This is a genomic window from Paenibacillus sp. JGP012 (assembly GCF_014203995.1).
GTDB lineage: Bacteria > Bacillota > Bacilli > Paenibacillales > Paenibacillaceae > Paenibacillus > Paenibacillus silvae.
Map to the genome: position 1 here is coordinate 1 of NZ_JACHKG010000014.1, position 16,659 is coordinate 16,659.

General features: G+C 46.8%; 13 protein-coding genes and 1 tRNA gene. 10 read left to right on the forward strand and 4 right to left on the reverse strand.

Annotation, left to right across the window (positions count from 1 at the left end; all coding sequences use genetic code 11):
* Positions 1 to 399: 399 nt before the first annotated feature.
* The gene (locus HNR77_RS17210) at positions 400 to 1,497 is read left to right on the forward strand and encodes a stalk domain-containing protein (protein ID WP_184186884.1); all 1,098 of its coding nucleotides are present in this window, start codon (positions 400 to 402) and stop codon (positions 1,495 to 1,497) included.
* Positions 1,498 to 1,747: 250 nt separating this feature from the next.
* Here HNR77_RS17210 and clpP read toward each other — a convergent pair whose 3' ends face one another.
* On the reverse strand, positions 1,748 to 2,344 hold the full coding sequence (gene clpP / locus HNR77_RS17215) for an ATP-dependent Clp endopeptidase proteolytic subunit ClpP (RefSeq protein WP_090924795.1): 597 nt from the start codon (positions 2,342 to 2,344) through the stop codon (positions 1,748 to 1,750).
* A 180-nt stretch (positions 2,345 to 2,524) separates the two neighbouring features.
* Positions 2,525 to 2,599 (reverse strand) — tRNA-Arg (locus tag HNR77_RS17220).
* 517 nt (positions 2,600 to 3,116) lie between these two features.
* Here HNR77_RS17220 and HNR77_RS17225 point away from each other — a divergent pair.
* From HNR77_RS17225 to eno, 6 genes are all read left to right on the forward strand, one after another.
* Positions 3,117 to 4,142, forward strand: a complete 1,026-nt coding sequence (locus HNR77_RS17225; protein ID WP_145405832.1) for a sugar-binding transcriptional regulator — start codon at positions 3,117 to 3,119, stop codon at positions 4,140 to 4,142.
* A gap of 126 nt (positions 4,143 to 4,268) precedes the next feature.
* Positions 4,269 to 5,276, forward strand: a complete 1,008-nt coding sequence (gene gap / locus HNR77_RS17230) for a type I glyceraldehyde-3-phosphate dehydrogenase (RefSeq protein ID WP_184186887.1) — start codon at positions 4,269 to 4,271, stop codon at positions 5,274 to 5,276.
* Between the two features lie 150 nt (positions 5,277 to 5,426).
* Positions 5,427 to 6,608 (forward strand): phosphoglycerate kinase, encoded by a 1,182-nt coding sequence (locus tag HNR77_RS17235; RefSeq protein WP_184186890.1) that lies wholly within the window; start codon positions 5,427 to 5,429, stop codon positions 6,606 to 6,608.
* 33 nt (positions 6,609 to 6,641) lie between these two features.
* Complete coding sequence (gene tpiA / locus HNR77_RS17240; RefSeq protein WP_111270231.1) at positions 6,642 to 7,394, forward strand: triose-phosphate isomerase; 753 nt, start codon at positions 6,642 to 6,644, stop codon at positions 7,392 to 7,394.
* Between the two features lies 1 nt (position 7,395).
* Entirely contained in the window at positions 7,396 to 8,940 is a 1,545-nt protein-coding gene (gene gpmI / locus HNR77_RS17245) for a 2,3-bisphosphoglycerate-independent phosphoglycerate mutase (protein ID WP_184186894.1), read from the forward strand.
* 243 nt (positions 8,941 to 9,183) lie between these two features.
* On the forward strand, positions 9,184 to 10,470 hold the full coding sequence (eno, locus tag HNR77_RS17250; protein ID WP_110898842.1) for a phosphopyruvate hydratase: 1,287 nt from the start codon (positions 9,184 to 9,186) through the stop codon (positions 10,468 to 10,470).
* A gap of 150 nt (positions 10,471 to 10,620) precedes the next feature.
* Here the strand turns inward: eno and HNR77_RS17255 are convergent, their stop codons facing one another.
* On the reverse strand, positions 10,621 to 10,989 hold the full coding sequence (locus HNR77_RS17255; protein WP_184186897.1) for a DUF8051 family protein: 369 nt from the start codon (positions 10,987 to 10,989) through the stop codon (positions 10,621 to 10,623).
* 103 nt (positions 10,990 to 11,092) lie between these two features.
* Positions 11,093 to 11,893, reverse strand: a complete 801-nt coding sequence (locus HNR77_RS17260; protein ID WP_184186900.1) for a helix-turn-helix domain-containing protein — start codon at positions 11,891 to 11,893, stop codon at positions 11,093 to 11,095.
* Between the two features lie 204 nt (positions 11,894 to 12,097).
* Between HNR77_RS17260 and secG the strand changes: the two genes are divergently transcribed.
* From secG to smpB, 3 genes are all read left to right on the forward strand, one after another.
* The gene (gene secG, locus HNR77_RS17265; protein ID WP_111270229.1) at positions 12,098 to 12,331 is read left to right on the forward strand and encodes a preprotein translocase subunit SecG; all 234 of its coding nucleotides are present in this window, start codon (positions 12,098 to 12,100) and stop codon (positions 12,329 to 12,331) included.
* Positions 12,332 to 12,915: 584 nt separating this feature from the next.
* Positions 12,916 to 15,732, forward strand: a complete 2,817-nt coding sequence (gene rnr / locus HNR77_RS17270; RefSeq protein WP_184186903.1) for a ribonuclease R — start codon at positions 12,916 to 12,918, stop codon at positions 15,730 to 15,732.
* Between the two features lie 171 nt (positions 15,733 to 15,903).
* Positions 15,904 to 16,386, forward strand: coding sequence for an SsrA-binding protein SmpB (gene smpB, locus HNR77_RS17275; RefSeq protein ID WP_184186906.1), 483 nt, complete (start codon positions 15,904 to 15,906; stop codon positions 16,384 to 16,386).
* Positions 16,387 to 16,659 lie beyond the last annotated feature (273 nt).

The following is a 16,659-nucleotide window of genomic DNA, read 5'->3' on the forward strand; positions in this document are numbered from 1 at the left end:
CCATGATACTTTAATTATAAGCGAAAAAGGTACAGTCTCCACAATTTTCTTGAGAGCTGTACCTTTAACATGGAATGGACTTTTTCAGTGGCCTCTCCCTCGGGCAGTGTCTTTTTTTGTTATATAAGCAGACTTTGAGGAAGTGAGAGAGTATTATTTTCCTGGCAGTATGCAGGGAAGTCGAGCTAATCATGTCGTTTTTGTCTAGTTGTTCGTGACAAAATGTTCATTTTCTGCTTTTTTTTCAGCATCATTTTCATCAACATTGTAACTGGAGATGTAAATCTTTCCGGGAGCGGGGTAATTATAATAAAGAGGTAAGCGTATGACATATGCAATCGAGTTTTTGTTTACATACGCAATGGATTTTATGGTAAAGACCAGAGAGGAGTTTTATAGATGAAAACATGGAAAAAGTGGACAAGTGCATTATTGGCAGCAGGTGTAATTATGGGGGGCAGTACAGCATGGGTAGATCAATCTGTACAGGCAGCTGCGGTATCTTCCAAAGTAACTGCACCGGCTGAAGTCACGTTAAAAGCAGGTGGCAAGACGCTGGCGCAAAAAGGATTGCTTCAAGGTGGTTCGACTTGGGTGTCACTGACAGCGGTCAAAGACGTAGCAGGTGGTACACTCAAATATGATGCCAAAACGAAGTCATACACGGTAACCGCAGCTAACAACGCGATGACCGTTAGTCTGATGGATGGACAACCAAACGTGTACATTAACGGTTATTACCCTCAGGTGGAAGCAAAATTGATTCAGGGCCGATTGTACATTCCGTTCTCTGCCATGAGAGATTATTTGGGTGTGCAGGGCAGTTGGGATGCCAAAGCGAAAACATTGACCCTGAGCAAAGTGAAGCAAAACAGCGTGAAGGTGACTTCCGTGACGAAGAAAGCAACTGTGAAAAATGCCGAAGTAGATATCCGTTATCCGCAGGTGAGCGGGCTTGCGAGCAAAGAAGTGGAAGCAGCGATCAATAAAGTGCTCAAGGATGAGGTGGATACGTCCTTTGCAGCCTTCAAGAAACAAACAATCGAGTTCGGTGGAGCAACAGCCAAACGTCCATATGCATTCGAAACGTCGTATGTGGTGACATACAATGAAAATGGCGTACTGGGTCTGATCACCCAACATTATGAGGACTATGCAGGAGCACACGGCATGACTTACCGTACAGGTCACACATTTGCACTGGACACAGGCAAAGAGCTGACCTTGGATGATGTGATTGCAAACAGCAAATCCATGCGTGAAACGATCAGCAAAAAGGTTGGCGAGCAATTAAAAGCAAGTGGTGGATATTTAGACGGATATAAAGGCTTGAACAAGGACCAGGACTTCTATGTATCTCCAACGGGTGTAGTTGTATTTTTCCAACTGTATGAGTACACAGCTTACGCGGAAGGCTTCCCGGAAATGACATTCTCTTATAAAGAAATTCTGCCTAAAGGCACTGCACCTTTCAGCAACGTAGCATCCGAGAAATAAGCAGGCACTTCTAACAAACGTATACTTGCATCTCCACATCAAGAGCCCTTATTCATTTATACTTGCAAAAAAGGTAAATAGAAACCCCTCGTCATTATTCAAGTGACGAGGGGTTTCTATTTGTCCAGGCAATGCACCCTGTTAACGGGTGGTGTTATTGCCTGTTCATATCAATATGGCACAGGGCGGATTCACCTATACTTCGGTGAATCCGCCCTGTGTATGGAACGGCATGCCTCCAGGCTACAACTTAGATGCCTTGGGAGCCTACGTTTTGAATTACTTTATCGATGATACCGTAATCGGCTGCTTCAGCAGCACTCATGAAGTAGTCACGATCTGTATCTTTTTCGATGCGTTCCAGTGGTTGGCCTGTACGCTCGGAGATGATGCGGTTCAACGTATCACGCATTTTCAAGATGCGGCGTGCGCGAATCTCGATGTCCGATGCTTGACCTTGTGCACCACCCAGCGGCTGGTGAATCATGATCTCGCTGTTCGGCAGCGCAAAACGTTTGCCTTTAGCCCCTGCGTTCAGCAGGAATGCACCCATGGAAGCCGCCATACCTACACAGATGGTAGATACATCCGGTTTGATGAATTGCATTGTATCGTAGATGGCCATACCCGCGGTGATCGATCCGCCCGGGCTGTTGATGTATAAGTGAATGTCTTTCTCCGGATCTTCCGCTGCCAGGAACAACATCTGTGCCATGATGGCATTAGCCACAACGTCATTCACGTCGCTGCCAAGGAAAATAATACGATCCTTCAGCAATCTGGAATAGATATCATAGGCGCGCTCACCCCGGTTGCTCTGCTCAACGACCATTGGAATATAACTCACGTGAAAAACCTCCTCGGGAATGTAAATGTTAAATTGGTGTTTATATTTAAACTGTTACCGTATTAACCACATCATAAACAATCTCAAACAAAAAGTCAAAGAAAGTCAAACTAACTTTGAAAAAAAAGAAACCTTTCCGGTTTCGTTGGTTAAATGCATTATGAGCTGTTATAAAATAAGTGGCGCGCCCGCCAAGAATCGAACTTGGATCTCAGGCTTCGGAGGCCTACGTCATATCCATTGGACCACGGGCGCAAATTATGTGACAGCAATAATGATTATAGCCTATGGAGTATTGAAATGCAAGCCATTGCTTTGCAGGGCAATGGTTTCGCTTATTCGGCAGGTGGTTTGAATTGATTCCGAAATGATCATGATAAAGAGGAATGGATAAAGTCTGGTTTTGAGTACATGCTATAAGAAGTTTTGGACATGCCTGCCAAAAAGCAAATCGTACCGCATATAGACACTAATTTCACCTTTCTTCTATATGTAGTGTGAAGTGTAGTGTGAAACATCTTATAGTATGGTGCGAAACTAACTCATAATCAATGTGAAGCTTCGAGGTCGCTCATCGTGTCCATAACGAAAGTGCAGAGATTGTGAAAATAGGCGCGTACAGAAGCCCGCAAACGTATCGAAATAAGCCATCGAAACACTTGCATATCGCGTCAGTTTTAGGTAGAATAAACGTGGGACTTAAAAAGTTAACCCGGGACATTTTAGGGCCATGAAAGAAGCTTGGAGCGAGAAGCTTGCGGGAGTGGAAAGCATGCGAACGATTTTAGAAGTGCAAAAGCAGCTTCTGCCCGATCTCATGGATGTCTTGAAGAAGCGCTATACGATTCTGCAGCAGATCATGTTATCGGATGTGATCGGACGGAGAACGTTAGCCAATTCCATGCAGATGACCGAGCGGGTTCTGAGAGCTGAGACCGATCTGTTAAAGGCTCAGGGACTTATCGAAATTGACAGTGCCGGCATGAAGATCAGTGAGGCGGGTTACGAGTTGCTGCAGCAGTTGGAGCCTGTCGCGAAAGAGCTGTTCGGATTATCCGAGCTGGAAGAGCGAATCAAGCAAGCCTACGGCCTGCAAAAGGTAGTCGTAGTTCCTGGCGATTCGGACGTATCTCCTTTTGCCAAGAGAGAACTGGGAAGGGCCGGAGCGAAAGCTCTCGGCAGTGTTATGAATGACAACGACGTTGTAGCCGTCACAGGCGGATCGACAACGGCCGAAGTTGCAGAACAGCTCACACCACCAACTTCGCTCAAGGGTGTCTGGTTTGTACCAGCCCGTGGCGGACTGGGAGAGAGTCTTGAAATTCAAGCAAATACGATTGCATCCACGATGGCAAAGCGGGCAGGGGCTCAGTACAAACTCCTGCATGTACCGGATTTGCTTAGTGATCATGCCTATGAATCGCTGCTTCAGGACCCGAGTGTTCAGGAGATTTTGCAGCTGATCAGGCAATCGCGCATCGTTATTCACGGCATCGGTGATGCGGTAGAAATGGCGAAGAGACGCAAGCTTGCCCCTGAGATTATTGACGAGCTTCAGGAGCAGGGCGCTGTATCGGAGTCTTTCGGGTATTATTTCAACGATCAGGGTGAGGTGGTACATACCATGCTTACACTGGGGATGCGGCTTCAGGATATCGAACGCACGGATGTGGTCATCGGCATTGCGGGCGGCACAAGCAAGGCAGCTGCCATTCATTCCGTACTGCGGTTCGGGCAGGAGGATATTCTGATTATTGATGAGGCTGCGGCCAAAATCATTGTCGCGGAAATGGAATGAATCCATTTTCCAGAGCTGAAATAGATTTATTTTCAACACAACTCTTGTTGTCTTGACGGACTTCACCGTCTGTCTTGAATATATAAGTTTCATAAAAATCAATCAAAACTTGGGAGGAACTTACTCATGATTAAAGTAGGTATTAACGGTTTTGGACGTATCGGTCGCTTGGCATTCCGCCGTATTCAAAATGTAGAGGGCATTGAAGTAGTAGCAATCAACGACTTGACTGACGCTAAAATGCTGGCTCATTTGCTCAAATATGATACAACTCAAGGTCGCTTTGACGGCGATGTTGAAGTACACGACGGCTTCTTCAAAGTGAACGGCAAAGAAGTTAAAGTTATCGCTAACCGCAACCCTGAAGAACTGCCTTGGGGAGACCTGGGTGTAGATATCGTTCTGGAATGTACTGGTTTCTTCACAACAAAAGAAGCTGCTGAGAAACACTTGAAAGGTGGAGCTAAGAAAGTTGTTATCTCCGCACCAGCTACTGGCGACATGAAAACCATCGTTTACAACGTAAACCATGACATCCTTGATGGAACTGAAACTGTAATCTCCGGTGCATCTTGCACAACAAACTGCCTGGCTCCTATGGCAAAAACACTGCAAGACAAATTCGGAATCGTTCAAGGTTTGATGACTACAATTCACGCTTACACTGGCGACCAAAACACTTTGGATGCTCCACACCCTAAAGGTGACTTCCGTCGTGCTCGCGCAGCAGCTGAAAACATCATCCCTAACACAACTGGTGCTGCTAAAGCAATCGGTCTGGTTATCCCTGAACTGCAAGGTAAATTGGACGGTGCAGCTCAACGCGTACCGACACCAACAGGTTCCTTGACTGAGCTGGTAACTGTTCTTGGTAAAAAAGTAACAGCTGACGAAGTTAACGCAGCTATGAAAGAAGCTTCCGATCCACAAACTTTCGGATACACTGAAGACGAAATCGTATCTTCCGACATCGTAGGTATCACTTACGGTTCCCTGTTCGATGCGACTCAAACTAAAGTTCTGACAGTGGGCGACCAACAACTGGTTAAAACTGTAGCTTGGTATGACAACGAAATGTCCTACACAGCTCAACTGGTTCGCACATTGGAGCACTTTGCAAAAATGATCAAGTAATAACTTGTAATAACATAGAGCGGAAACAGATTGCCATTGTTTCCGCTCTTTATATATGAAACTTTTGCAAATTTCTCATGAACACCAGGGCTGACAAGGGATTAGAGCCTTGAAAGGTCCACCAAATACATGGGTGCGGAGGAAATAGAGATGAACAAAAAAAGTGTACGTGATATCGAATTGAATGGAAAACGGGCATTCGTGCGCGTAGATTTCAATGTGCCGCTTGAAGATGGTAAAATTACAGATGACAAACGTATTCGTGCAACATTGCCTACGATCAACTATCTGATCGAAAAAGGTGCTAAAATCATCCTGGCAAGCCACATGGGTCGTCCGAAAGGCGAAGTTGTTGAATCTATGCGTTTGACTCCAGCTGCAGAGCGTTTGTCCGAATTGCTCGGCAAACCGGTCATTAAAGCGGATGATTCCGTTGGCGAGGCGGTTAAAGCTCAAATCGCGGCAATGAACAATGGCGACGTATTGTTGCTTGAGAATGTTCGTTTCCACGCAGGTGAAGAGAAAAACGATCCGGAACTGGCTAAACAATTTGCTGAGCTGGCTGATGTATTCGTTAACGATGCATTTGGTGCGGCGCACAGAGCACACTCTTCTACAGAAGGAATCGCTCACTTGCTGCCAGCAGTATCCGGTTTGTTGATGGAGAAAGAACTTGAAGTGTTGGGTAAAGCATTGTCCAACCCAGAGCGTCCTTTCACAGCGATCATCGGTGGTTCCAAAGTTAAAGACAAAATCGATGTGATCGACAACCTGCTGAACATTGCAGACAACGTAATCATCGGTGGCGGTCTGTCCTATACATTCATGAAGGCTCAAGGCTACGAAGTGGGTCAATCCCTGCTGGATGAGTCCAAACTGGATGTTGCTCTGGGCTTCATCGAAAAAGCCAAAAAACTGGGCAAAAACTTCTACCTGCCAGTGGATATCGTAATTTCTGACGATTTCAGTGCGGATGCAAACACTAAAATTGTTGAAGTTGGCGACATTCCTGCGGATTGGGAAGGCATCGACATCGGTCCAAAAACACGTGAGATTTATGCTGACGTTGTTAAAAACTCCAAACTCGTTGTATGGAACGGACCAATGGGCGTATTCGAAATCGAACCTTTCTCCCACGGTACTCGTGCAGTAGCAGAAGCTTGTGCGACAACATCTGCTTACACAGTCATCGGCGGTGGCGACTCTGCAGCGGCAGCTGAGAAGTTCAAATTGGCTGACAAAATGGACCACATCTCTACAGGTGGCGGTGCATCGCTCGAGTTCATGGAAGGCAAACAGCTTCCAGGCGTAGTTGCATTGAATGACAAGTAAGCTTTAAGCTATAGCATGAAGGAGTTGAAACCAATGAGAACACCAATTATCGCGGGTAACTGGAAAATGTTCAAAACGGTTTCCGAATCCAATGACTTCATTCAGGAAGTTAAAGGAAAAGCGGAAGTCGAAGGCGTGGAAACGGTAATCTGCGCACCTTTTACAAATCTGCCATCCCTGGTAGAGGCTGTGAAAGGCACTAACATCAAAATCGGAGCACAAAATCTTCACTTTGAAGACAACGGTGCATTCACTGGTGAAATCAGCGGTGTCATGCTGAAAGAACTGGGTGTAGATTATGTGATTATCGGTCACTCGGAGCGCCGTCAATATTTTGCGGAAACCGATGAGACGGTTAACAAAAAAATGCATGCAGCATTCCGTCATGGCTTGACGCCAATCTTCTGCCTCGGTGAGACACTGGAAGAGCGCGAAGCGGGTCAAACGAAAGATGTATGCAAAGTACAGACGGAAGCAGCTTTGGCAGGTCTGTCTGCCGAGCAGGTAGCACAAACGGTTATCGCTTATGAGCCAATCTGGGCCATTGGTACAGGCAAATCCTCCACATCCCAGGATGCGAATGAAGTTATTGCTTACATCCGTACACTGGTGAAGGATCTGTACAACGAGCAGGTTGCAGATGCAGTTCGTATCCAATACGGCGGCAGCGTGAAACCGGAAAACGTAACGGAATACCTCGGACAAAGCGACATCGACGGCGCACTTGTTGGCGGTGCCAGCTTGCAGCCAGCTTCGTTCATCGCACTTGTTGAGGGGGCGAAGTAAGATGACAGCTCCAAAACCTGTAGCACTGATCATTATGGACGGCTTCGGTCTGCGCAACACGGTGGAAGGCAATGCGGTAGCGCAAGCCAAAAAACCGAACTATGACCGTTTCATGAGCCAGTTCCCACATACAACACTGACGGCTTGCGGTGAGGCTGTAGGTTTGCCGGAAGGCCAAATGGGGAATTCCGAGGTGGGTCACCTGAACATTGGTGCCGGCCGGATCGTATATCAGGATTTGACCCGTATCTCCAAGTCGATTCGTGACGGCGAGTTCTATGACAATGAAACACTTGTCAAAGCGGTGCGCGAAGCGAAGCAGAACGGTAAAAAGCTTCATCTTTACGGCTTGTTGTCCGATGGTGGTGTACATAGCCACATCGACCACCTGTTCGCCATGCTGGATCTGGCTAAAAAAGAAGAAATGAACGAAGTATATATTCATGCCTTCCTGGATGGCCGGGATGTTATGCCGGACAGCGGTAAAGACTTCATGCAGAAGCTGATCGCTAAAATTGATGAGGTTGGTGTAGGGAAAATCGCTACAGTCCAAGGTCGCTATTATGCAATGGACCGTGACAAACGCTGGGAGCGTGTAGAGAAATCTTACCGCGCCATCGTTTATGGCGATGGACCGAAATACACTGATCCGCTCAAAGCGGTTGAAGAATCATATGAGAAATCCGTATTTGACGAGTTCGTTGAACCAACGGTTATCGTTAAAGCGGATGGTGAGCCGGTAGGTTTGGTGGAAAGCGGCGATTCCGTTGTATTCCTTAACTTCCGTCCTGACCGTGCAATCCAGTTGTCACAAGTGTTCACCAACTCCGATTTCCGCGGTTTTGACCGTGGACCGAAGTTCCCTGTGGGCCTGCACTTTGTGTGCCTGACGCTGTTCAGTGAGACGGTTGAGGGTTATGTGGCTTATGAGCCGAAGAACCTCGACAATACGCTGGGCGAAGTGCTTGTACAGAACAACAAAAAACAACTGCGCATTGCAGAAACCGAGAAATACCCGCACGTAACCTTCTTCTTCAGCGGCGGCCGTGACGTAGAGCTTCCAGGCGAAACTCGCGTGCTGATTAACTCGCCTAAGGTTGCAACATATGACTTGCAGCCAGAGATGAGTGCTTATGAAGTTGCGGATGCAGCGGTTCGTGAGATCGAAGCAGATAAACACGACGCAATCATCCTGAACTTTGCTAACCCTGACATGGTTGGACACTCCGGCATGCTGGAGCCAACGATCAAAGCGGTTGAAGTTACAGATGAGTGCATGGGCCGTGTCGTAGACGCAGTTCTTGCCAAAGGCGGCGTGGTACTGATTACTGCGGATCACGGTAACGCGGATATGGTGTTTGATGAGCAAGGACGTCCGTTCACAGCTCATACAACAAACCCGGTTCCATTTATCGTTACAGATCCGAACGTAACGCTGCGTGAAGGCGGAATTCTGGCCGACATCGCGCCAACCATTCTTGACCTGATGCAATTGCCTAAACCGGAAGAAATGACAGGTACATCTGTTATTGCTACCCGCAAATAAGTTGCACAGCCACTATATATGAAATCGGGAAGTTTGGCGTTTACCTCGGAACGAAGGCAGCAGAAATGGTCTGAAGAAGCGTTAGCGTTCGCCTTTATCACAGGATTCCAACTTATGAAAATAAGTTCAAAGGAATCCGGGGATAACAGCGATCGGAGGACGATTCTGCTGACGTAGTGGATATGGGGAAACACAAGTGGTCCTGATTTTAAATAAACTTAAAATTAAAGGAGACTATCACTCATGACTATTATTACTGACGTGTACGCACGCGAAGTCCTTGACTCCCGCGGTAACCCTACAGTTGAAGTTGAAGTATATCTGGAGTCCGGCGCACTCGGACGCGCAATCGTTCCATCTGGTGCATCTACTGGTGCCCACGAAGCGGTTGAGCTTCGCGATGGTGACAAATCCCGTTACCTCGGTAAAGGCGTACTGCAAGCTGTTAAAAACGTAAATGAAGTTATCGCTCCAGAAGTTATCGGTATGGACGCTTTGGATCAACTGGGCATCGACAAAATGATGATCGCTCTGGACGGTACACCAAACAAAGGTAAATTGGGTGCAAACGCAATTCTGGCTGTATCCATGGCAGTAGCTCGCGCAGCTGCTGACGCTTTGGAAGTTCCACTGTATGTTTACCTGGGCGGATTCAACGCGAAAACTCTGCCAGTTCCAATGATGAACATCATCAACGGTGGTGAGCACGCGGACAACAACATCGACGTACAAGAGTTCATGGTACTGCCAGTTGGCGCACCAACATTCAAAGAAGCTCTTCGCGTTGGCGCAGAGATCTTCCACAACCTGAAATCGGTACTCAGCTCCAAAGGCTTGAACACAGCTGTAGGTGACGAAGGTGGTTTCGCTCCGAACCTGGGGTCTAACGAAGAAGCAATCACAACAATTATCGAAGCAATCGAAAAAGCAGGCTACAAACCAGGCGTTGACGTATTCCTGGGTATGGACGTTGCTTCCACTGAGTTCTACAAAGATGGTAAATATACACTGGCTGGTGAAGGTAAATCCTACACTTCCGCTGAGTATGTTGACCTGTTGGCTTCATGGGTTGAGAAGTACCCGATTATCACCATCGAAGACGGTATGTCCGAGGATGACTGGGAAGGTTGGAAATTGCTCACTGAAAAATTGGGTGACAAAGTACAACTCGTTGGTGACGACTTGTTCGTAACAAACACTGAGCGTCTGTCCCAAGGTATTGAAAAAGGTATCGGTAACTCTATCCTGATCAAAGTTAACCAAATCGGTACGCTGACTGAAACGTTCGATGCAATCGAAATGGCTAAACGTGCAGGATACACAGCTGTTATCTCCCACCGTTCCGGTGAGTCCGAAGATAGCACAATCGCAGATATCGCGGTTGCAACGAACGCTGGACAGATCAAAACAGGTGCTCCTTCCCGTACAGACCGTATCGCGAAATACAACCAATTGCTCCGCATCGAGGATCAACTGGATACACGCGCTCAATACATCGGTCTTAAAGGCTTCTACAACCTTAAAAAATAAGCTAGGAAAACAAAAAGAGACAGACCAGTTTCCGGTCTGTCTCTTTTTGTTTTCCTATATAGGTTGCGGTCCATTGGAAGCTATTAATGTTATGTGCTATTCTGGCCTGAGCATGCTCTACCTTCAGCCAAGTTGGCTGTGGTGATTTGTTTAATTGATAGCTGTTACAAAGAGGAAGAGGAATATTGCCATGGAGATATTCACAATTTCGAGTAGTAATAGTGTTTTGCTCATTTTTGTCGGTGATTTAGGGAAAATACCCGCAAGATCAACGGCATACACAATAAAATATAGAACGGCTATCACCTGAGCCATTAATATAGCATGGGAAGATGAAACTAACAGCAGATAGCTGACGATGTAGGATCCGACTCCTAACAAAATTAAAAATACGTTAAAACTCCAAAATACGATTCCCTTGAGCTTGGAAAAATTCCGGTTTTCGATGGGTCCACCCGGAACAAGGATTGCCAGTAAAGTGACATTCAAAAACACGACTATGCTTGCTATAATCATCATCGTTCCATACACATTCCTTTCTTATACGTATCTTCGTTGTTTCCAAAGTATATCAAGTTCGAAAGTGCGTTGTATTGTAAAAAATCAGCATGCACCTGAGGAATTATGATCTGTTGTTGCGCCGTAACATAAAGTTAAGAGTTAGTTCTTCTATCGAATTTTCAAGTTCATTTACGGTTTTACCGGAAAATTTTTTGCAAGTTTTAATGAAATGAGACTGATCATAATATTGCTCATATATGTCGGTGTGCAGTTGTGTATTCATAAGGTTCTGTTGGAACTTTAAGATATCTCCATAAACTTTCGGGGGTAAACCAACATATCGCTTGAATGTTCGTTCAAGCGTACTTATAGAGATTCCAAAATATGATGCCATGTGAGAAACGTTCAGGTTACTGCAATGCTGCTTGACATAAGAAATCATGTGATTTTTATCGCAAGTTTCCAGTGCATTTGAGTTTACTTTTCCAAGAAAATATTGATTAATAGCGGTAATAAGCAGATCGTGATTTTGTGCATCGATGATTTTTTTTCGCAGTTGTTTCATTTCAGGAAATACATCACTTACTGAGCATATTCGCTCGGTTAATTGAGAAATGGGGTAGTTAAAGGACTGAATATATCCCAGAGGGGTCATCGAAATGCCAACTTGGTATAAGTTCTCTCCGTATTGAACATGCTTGGCCCTTTTAATCTGACCAATTACTGCTGAATCAGGGATAAGTACTCGTTTTTTTGTATCTATGAAATAGTAAGGGGATTTGAAGTTAAAAATGATATTAATATGGCCTAGTGGCATAATAATATCTTGTCTGTTCGTTGAGGATAGATGTTCTGCTTCTATAATCCATATGTAATCAATGCTGCTTTTCAGGGCGTCTGTGGCTTGAAATGTTTGGATCATCTGGCCCTCCTATAATTTTATGATTAAGGGATGCATTGCTCAGTTAATATTATAACGTTAATCTGAGCGTATCATCATTCTTAATTCTGGATGTACCAGTTTCTATTCGTTACACTACTTGTATCAGACCCGTTGCTATGCTACAATTAAAGTAACTGTTTTTATGGTGAGATGTTATGCCCACATGGGTAGGAGGTGGAAAGAATGGATATTGCTTTGAAATTGCTGCTCGTTGTTTTCTCGATCGGTCTAATCACTGTAGTATTGCTGCAGCACGGAAAAAGCGCTGGTTTGGCGGGTGCCATCTCCGGTGGTGCGGAACATCTTTTCGGTAAAACGAAAGCGCGCGGACTGGATCTCTTCTTGCAACGTGCAACAGTGGTACTTGGTGCAGGATTTATGATCTTGGCTATTATTGTTACGGTGGTTTCCAAGTAACCTTAAGTTATCTGGATTCCCGAATTGAATTAAATAGCTGAAGCCCCATGGCTTAACGGATAAAAACCTTCGTTTCGTGCTGAAACGGAGGTTTTTTAATAGAAATTTATTGAACCAAAGTTTTCCAACTGTTATGATTTATCGCTGATATTCAATTCAATATCTCTCTTATTACAATAAAAAATGAAGGAAAGTTTGACTTTTTGCTTCTGTACGATTCCCCTTTTGCTGCGACGTATCCCCGAAAATAGCAGGGCATGCTCTTGCCAGTGCTGGATATTCCTAATGTATATTCTCAGTTATGCTGTTTTTTATAAAAATGCTGATGAAGTCAGATCGGGCAGTCTGCTGGCTGCATAAACTGTGTGAAGAAGTGGACTGCCACCGAGTGGGTGCATTGAACCCTGTAGGTTTTTTGGCGTGGTACGGATGGGCTGGATTGAATTCGTGTATACTAGGGTATGAGATAGTGAGGCCGCAGGTTTTAACATTTACCTTATGGCATCTGTATGATTACGGCGCGAATTCGATACATAAAGAGAAGAGAACAGACTACACTCTTACGTTTCCCGAGGTGAAAACTAATGATAACCGAACAACAATTACTCGACTTCATGCGGGAGACCGCTTATAAACCGATGACTTATCAGGAGCTGGAACAGCACTTTCAGATTGAAGATGCTGCAGATTTCAGAGCCTTTTTGATTATGCTGAACACGCTGGAGGAATCCGGCCAAATTTTACTGACGAGAAATAACCGCTATGGTATGCCTGAGCGTATGAACCTGGTGCGTGGGCGCTTGCAAGCGCATGCGAAGGGTTTTGCCTTTTTGATTCCTGAGGATCGGGAGCATCCGGATGTGTACATCCATGCCAATGATATGAAAAGTGCAATGAATGGGGACACTGTGCTTGTAAAAGTGACGTCCCAAGGCCCGTCTGGCGGACGGCTGGAGGGTGAAATTGTACGCATCGTGAATCGTGCGATCACACAGGTTGTGGGTGTTTTTCAGAGTCACGAAGTGTATGGATTTGTTATTCCGGATGATAAACGGATTAATCGTGATATTTTTATCCCGCGTACGAATTTTGCAGGGGCTGTAGATGGGCAAAAGGTCGTTGCCAAGATTGTCAGCTATCCAGAAGGTCGCGCGGCAGCTGAAGGAGAGATTATCGAGATTCTGGGTCACAAGGATGAGCCGGGCATCGATATTTTATCGGTCATACGCAAACATCAGCTGCCTGAGGCATTCCCGGATGAAGTGATGGAAGAAGCAGAAAAAGCGCCGGATTCCATTACGGAAGAAGAGATCGTTCAGCAGGGACGCCGCGATTTGCGCGGATTGAACATCGTGACGATTGATGGCGAGGATGCGAAGGATTTGGATGATGCGGTTAACGTGGAGAAGCTGCCGAACGGCAACTACCGACTGGGTGTGCACATTGCGGATGTGGGTTATTATGTGCGAGAAAACTCCAAGCTGGATCAGGAAGCGTATAACCGTGGATGCAGTGTGTACCTCGTAGACCGGGTTATTCCGATGCTGCCACAGCGTCTGTCCAACGGTATTTGCAGCTTGAATCCGCAAGTGGATCGTCTGACGCTGTCTTGTGAGATGGAATTCAACGACCAGATGAAGGTTGTGAAGCACGACATTTTCACGAGTGTGATCAAGACAAAGGAACGCATGACGTATTCTAATGTGCGTAAAATCCTTGAAGGCGAAGAGCCGGAGCTGCTCGAACGTTATAAAGATCTCGTGGATGACTTCCACCTGATGAAAGAAATTGCACTGAAGCTGCGTGCGATGCGTATGCGCCGCGGGGCGGTTGACTTTGATTTTGAAGAGTCCAAAATCATTGTCGATGAGAACTGCAAACCGGTTGATATTGTGAAACGGGAGCGTTCGATTGCGGAGCAGATCATTGAGGAGTTCATGCTTGCAGCGAATGAGACGGTTGCCGAGCATTTCCACTGGCTCAAAGTGCCGTTCATCTATCGTGTGCATGAGGACCCGGATCAGGAAAAACTGCAAAATTTTCTCGCCTTTGCGGCGAATTTCGGACATCACGTCAAAGGACGTGGCAATTCCGTTCATCCACGCGCGCTTCAATCGCTCTTGGAGGATATTAACGGCACGAAGGAGCAGACGGTCATTAGCACGATGATGCTTCGTTCGATGAAGCAGGCGAAGTATGACTCTGAAATGTCTGGTCACTTTGGTCTGGCGGCAGAGTTCTATAGTCACTTTACATCACCGATCCGTCGTTATCCCGATCTCGTTATTCACCGCGTCATTCGTGAAGTCATCGAGAATAACGGAGCACTGCCGGAGAATCGTCAGGAATATCTGGCAAGCCGGATGTCGGATATCGCACAGCAGTCGTCGGAACGTGAACGTGTGGCGGTTGAAGCTGAGCGGGATACGGAGAAAATGAAAAAAGCCGAATACATGCTCGATAAGGTCGGCGAAGAATTCGAAGGCATGATCAGCAGCGTAACGAGCTTCGGTATGTTCATCGAACTGGAAAACACGGTAGAAGGTCTGATTCGTCTTAGCGCACTGACCGACGACTATTACCATTTTGATGATCAGCATATGGCACTCATTGGGGAGCGCACCTCGAAGGTGTTCCGTATCGGTGACGAAGTGAAAATTCGCGTGGCTCGTGTAAGCATGGAAGAGTATACGATTGATTTTGAGATGGTCGATATGAAACCTCGCAGAGAGCGTGATGGCGGCTTCGAACGAGGTGGTCGCTCTGGTGGTAAAGGTGGTCGCCCGGGAAGCGGCGGCGGACGAGGCGGAGCCAAAGGTGGCTTCGGTGGAAGCCGTGGTGGCAAAGTCGGTGCTGGTACAGGCGGTGGCAAGCGCGAGCGCGGTGGCCGTTCAGCGAGTGAAGGTGGCAAAGGCGCGCGTGGTGGCCGCGGCGCTTCTCCTGCAGCAGCGAATGCTGGTTCAGGTGCAAGCACGGGCTCCGCGACAGGTGGGTTTACTGGCAAACGCGGTGGTAAACCGAAAGGTGAGCGCCGTGGAGGCGAACATGGTGGTGCGAGCAGCCGTGGGCAAGGTGCGGTAAGCTTTGGTTTTGGCTCGGGTAAAGGCGGCTACAGCTCAGCACCGATGGGCCAGGAAAGTGCTTCTGCAGGCGGACAAGGAAGTGGCCTGAACGGCAGCGGCCGTGGCGAAGGCAGGTTTAAATCCGGTAAGGGCGGCAGCGGTAAAGGTGGCAAAGGCGGAGGTAAACGTAAGAATACATCGCCTAGCGGTATTTTTATCGGTGAAAATGCCACACCAGGCGGAGCACAGGAAGAAGGAGCGCCACGCCGCAAGCGCAAGAAAAACAAAGGCGGAGCCGGGAATGCCACAGCGGCGTTTGTACGGAAGAAAAAGAAGTAAGCGAGAAGCCTATAACATGTATTGAGGAGGGGCGGCAGAGACCGCCTCTTTCTTGATTTTAACAGCCGTCCTTGCTACAATTAAGGTCTGGCACAGGGTTTAATGGTGCAACATGGATGCTATGTTAATACAGCATGGTACGGGTTTATTTTACGAAGAAGGAGTGAGGACATGGGCAAGAATGACGGGCAAAATAAAGTGCTTGCACAGAATAAAAAGGCTTCCCATGACTACTTCATTGAAGATACGTATGAAGCGGGCATGGTACTGACCGGCACGGAGATCAAGTCTATTCGCAACGGCCGTGCGAACATCGGGGATGCGTTTGCTACGATTCGCAACGGGGAGATTCATATTCACAATATGCATATTAGCCCTTTTGAACAAGGGAATCGTCATAATCCACTCGATCCGACGCGTACACGCAAGCTGCTGCTGCACAAGGCACAGATTCATAAGCTGCTGGGGTTGTCGAAGCAGGATGGATACAGCATTGTGCCGTTGAAAATTTATGTGCGTAACGGGTACGCAAAGCTGTTGCTCGGACTTGGTAAAGGTAAGAAGCAGTATGATAAACGGGAGGCAGCCGCGAAGCGGGATGCTCAACGTGATATTCAACGTGTACTGCGCGAGAAGCAGAAGGTTGCGCGTTAAGAGAGCATTACGTGTCGTGCGAACCGAAAAGTTGTGCACATCAGGTGGCTGACCACCTTGTCATGAGGAAGGGTACCGCGTGCTTGGAACGGGGTTACGGTTTGTCTGTCGGCTAACTTGTTGATGGAGTAATGAACGTTAGGAGTCCTCACAGCTTGCCATGCATTGGCGCGAGTGGGGATTTTTTTTATGGTGGTTATTGCGTAAATTGGCTTGATGGTGGGTAATTTAATGTCATCAGGGATGTCAGATTGGATTAGGAATGGAATGAAG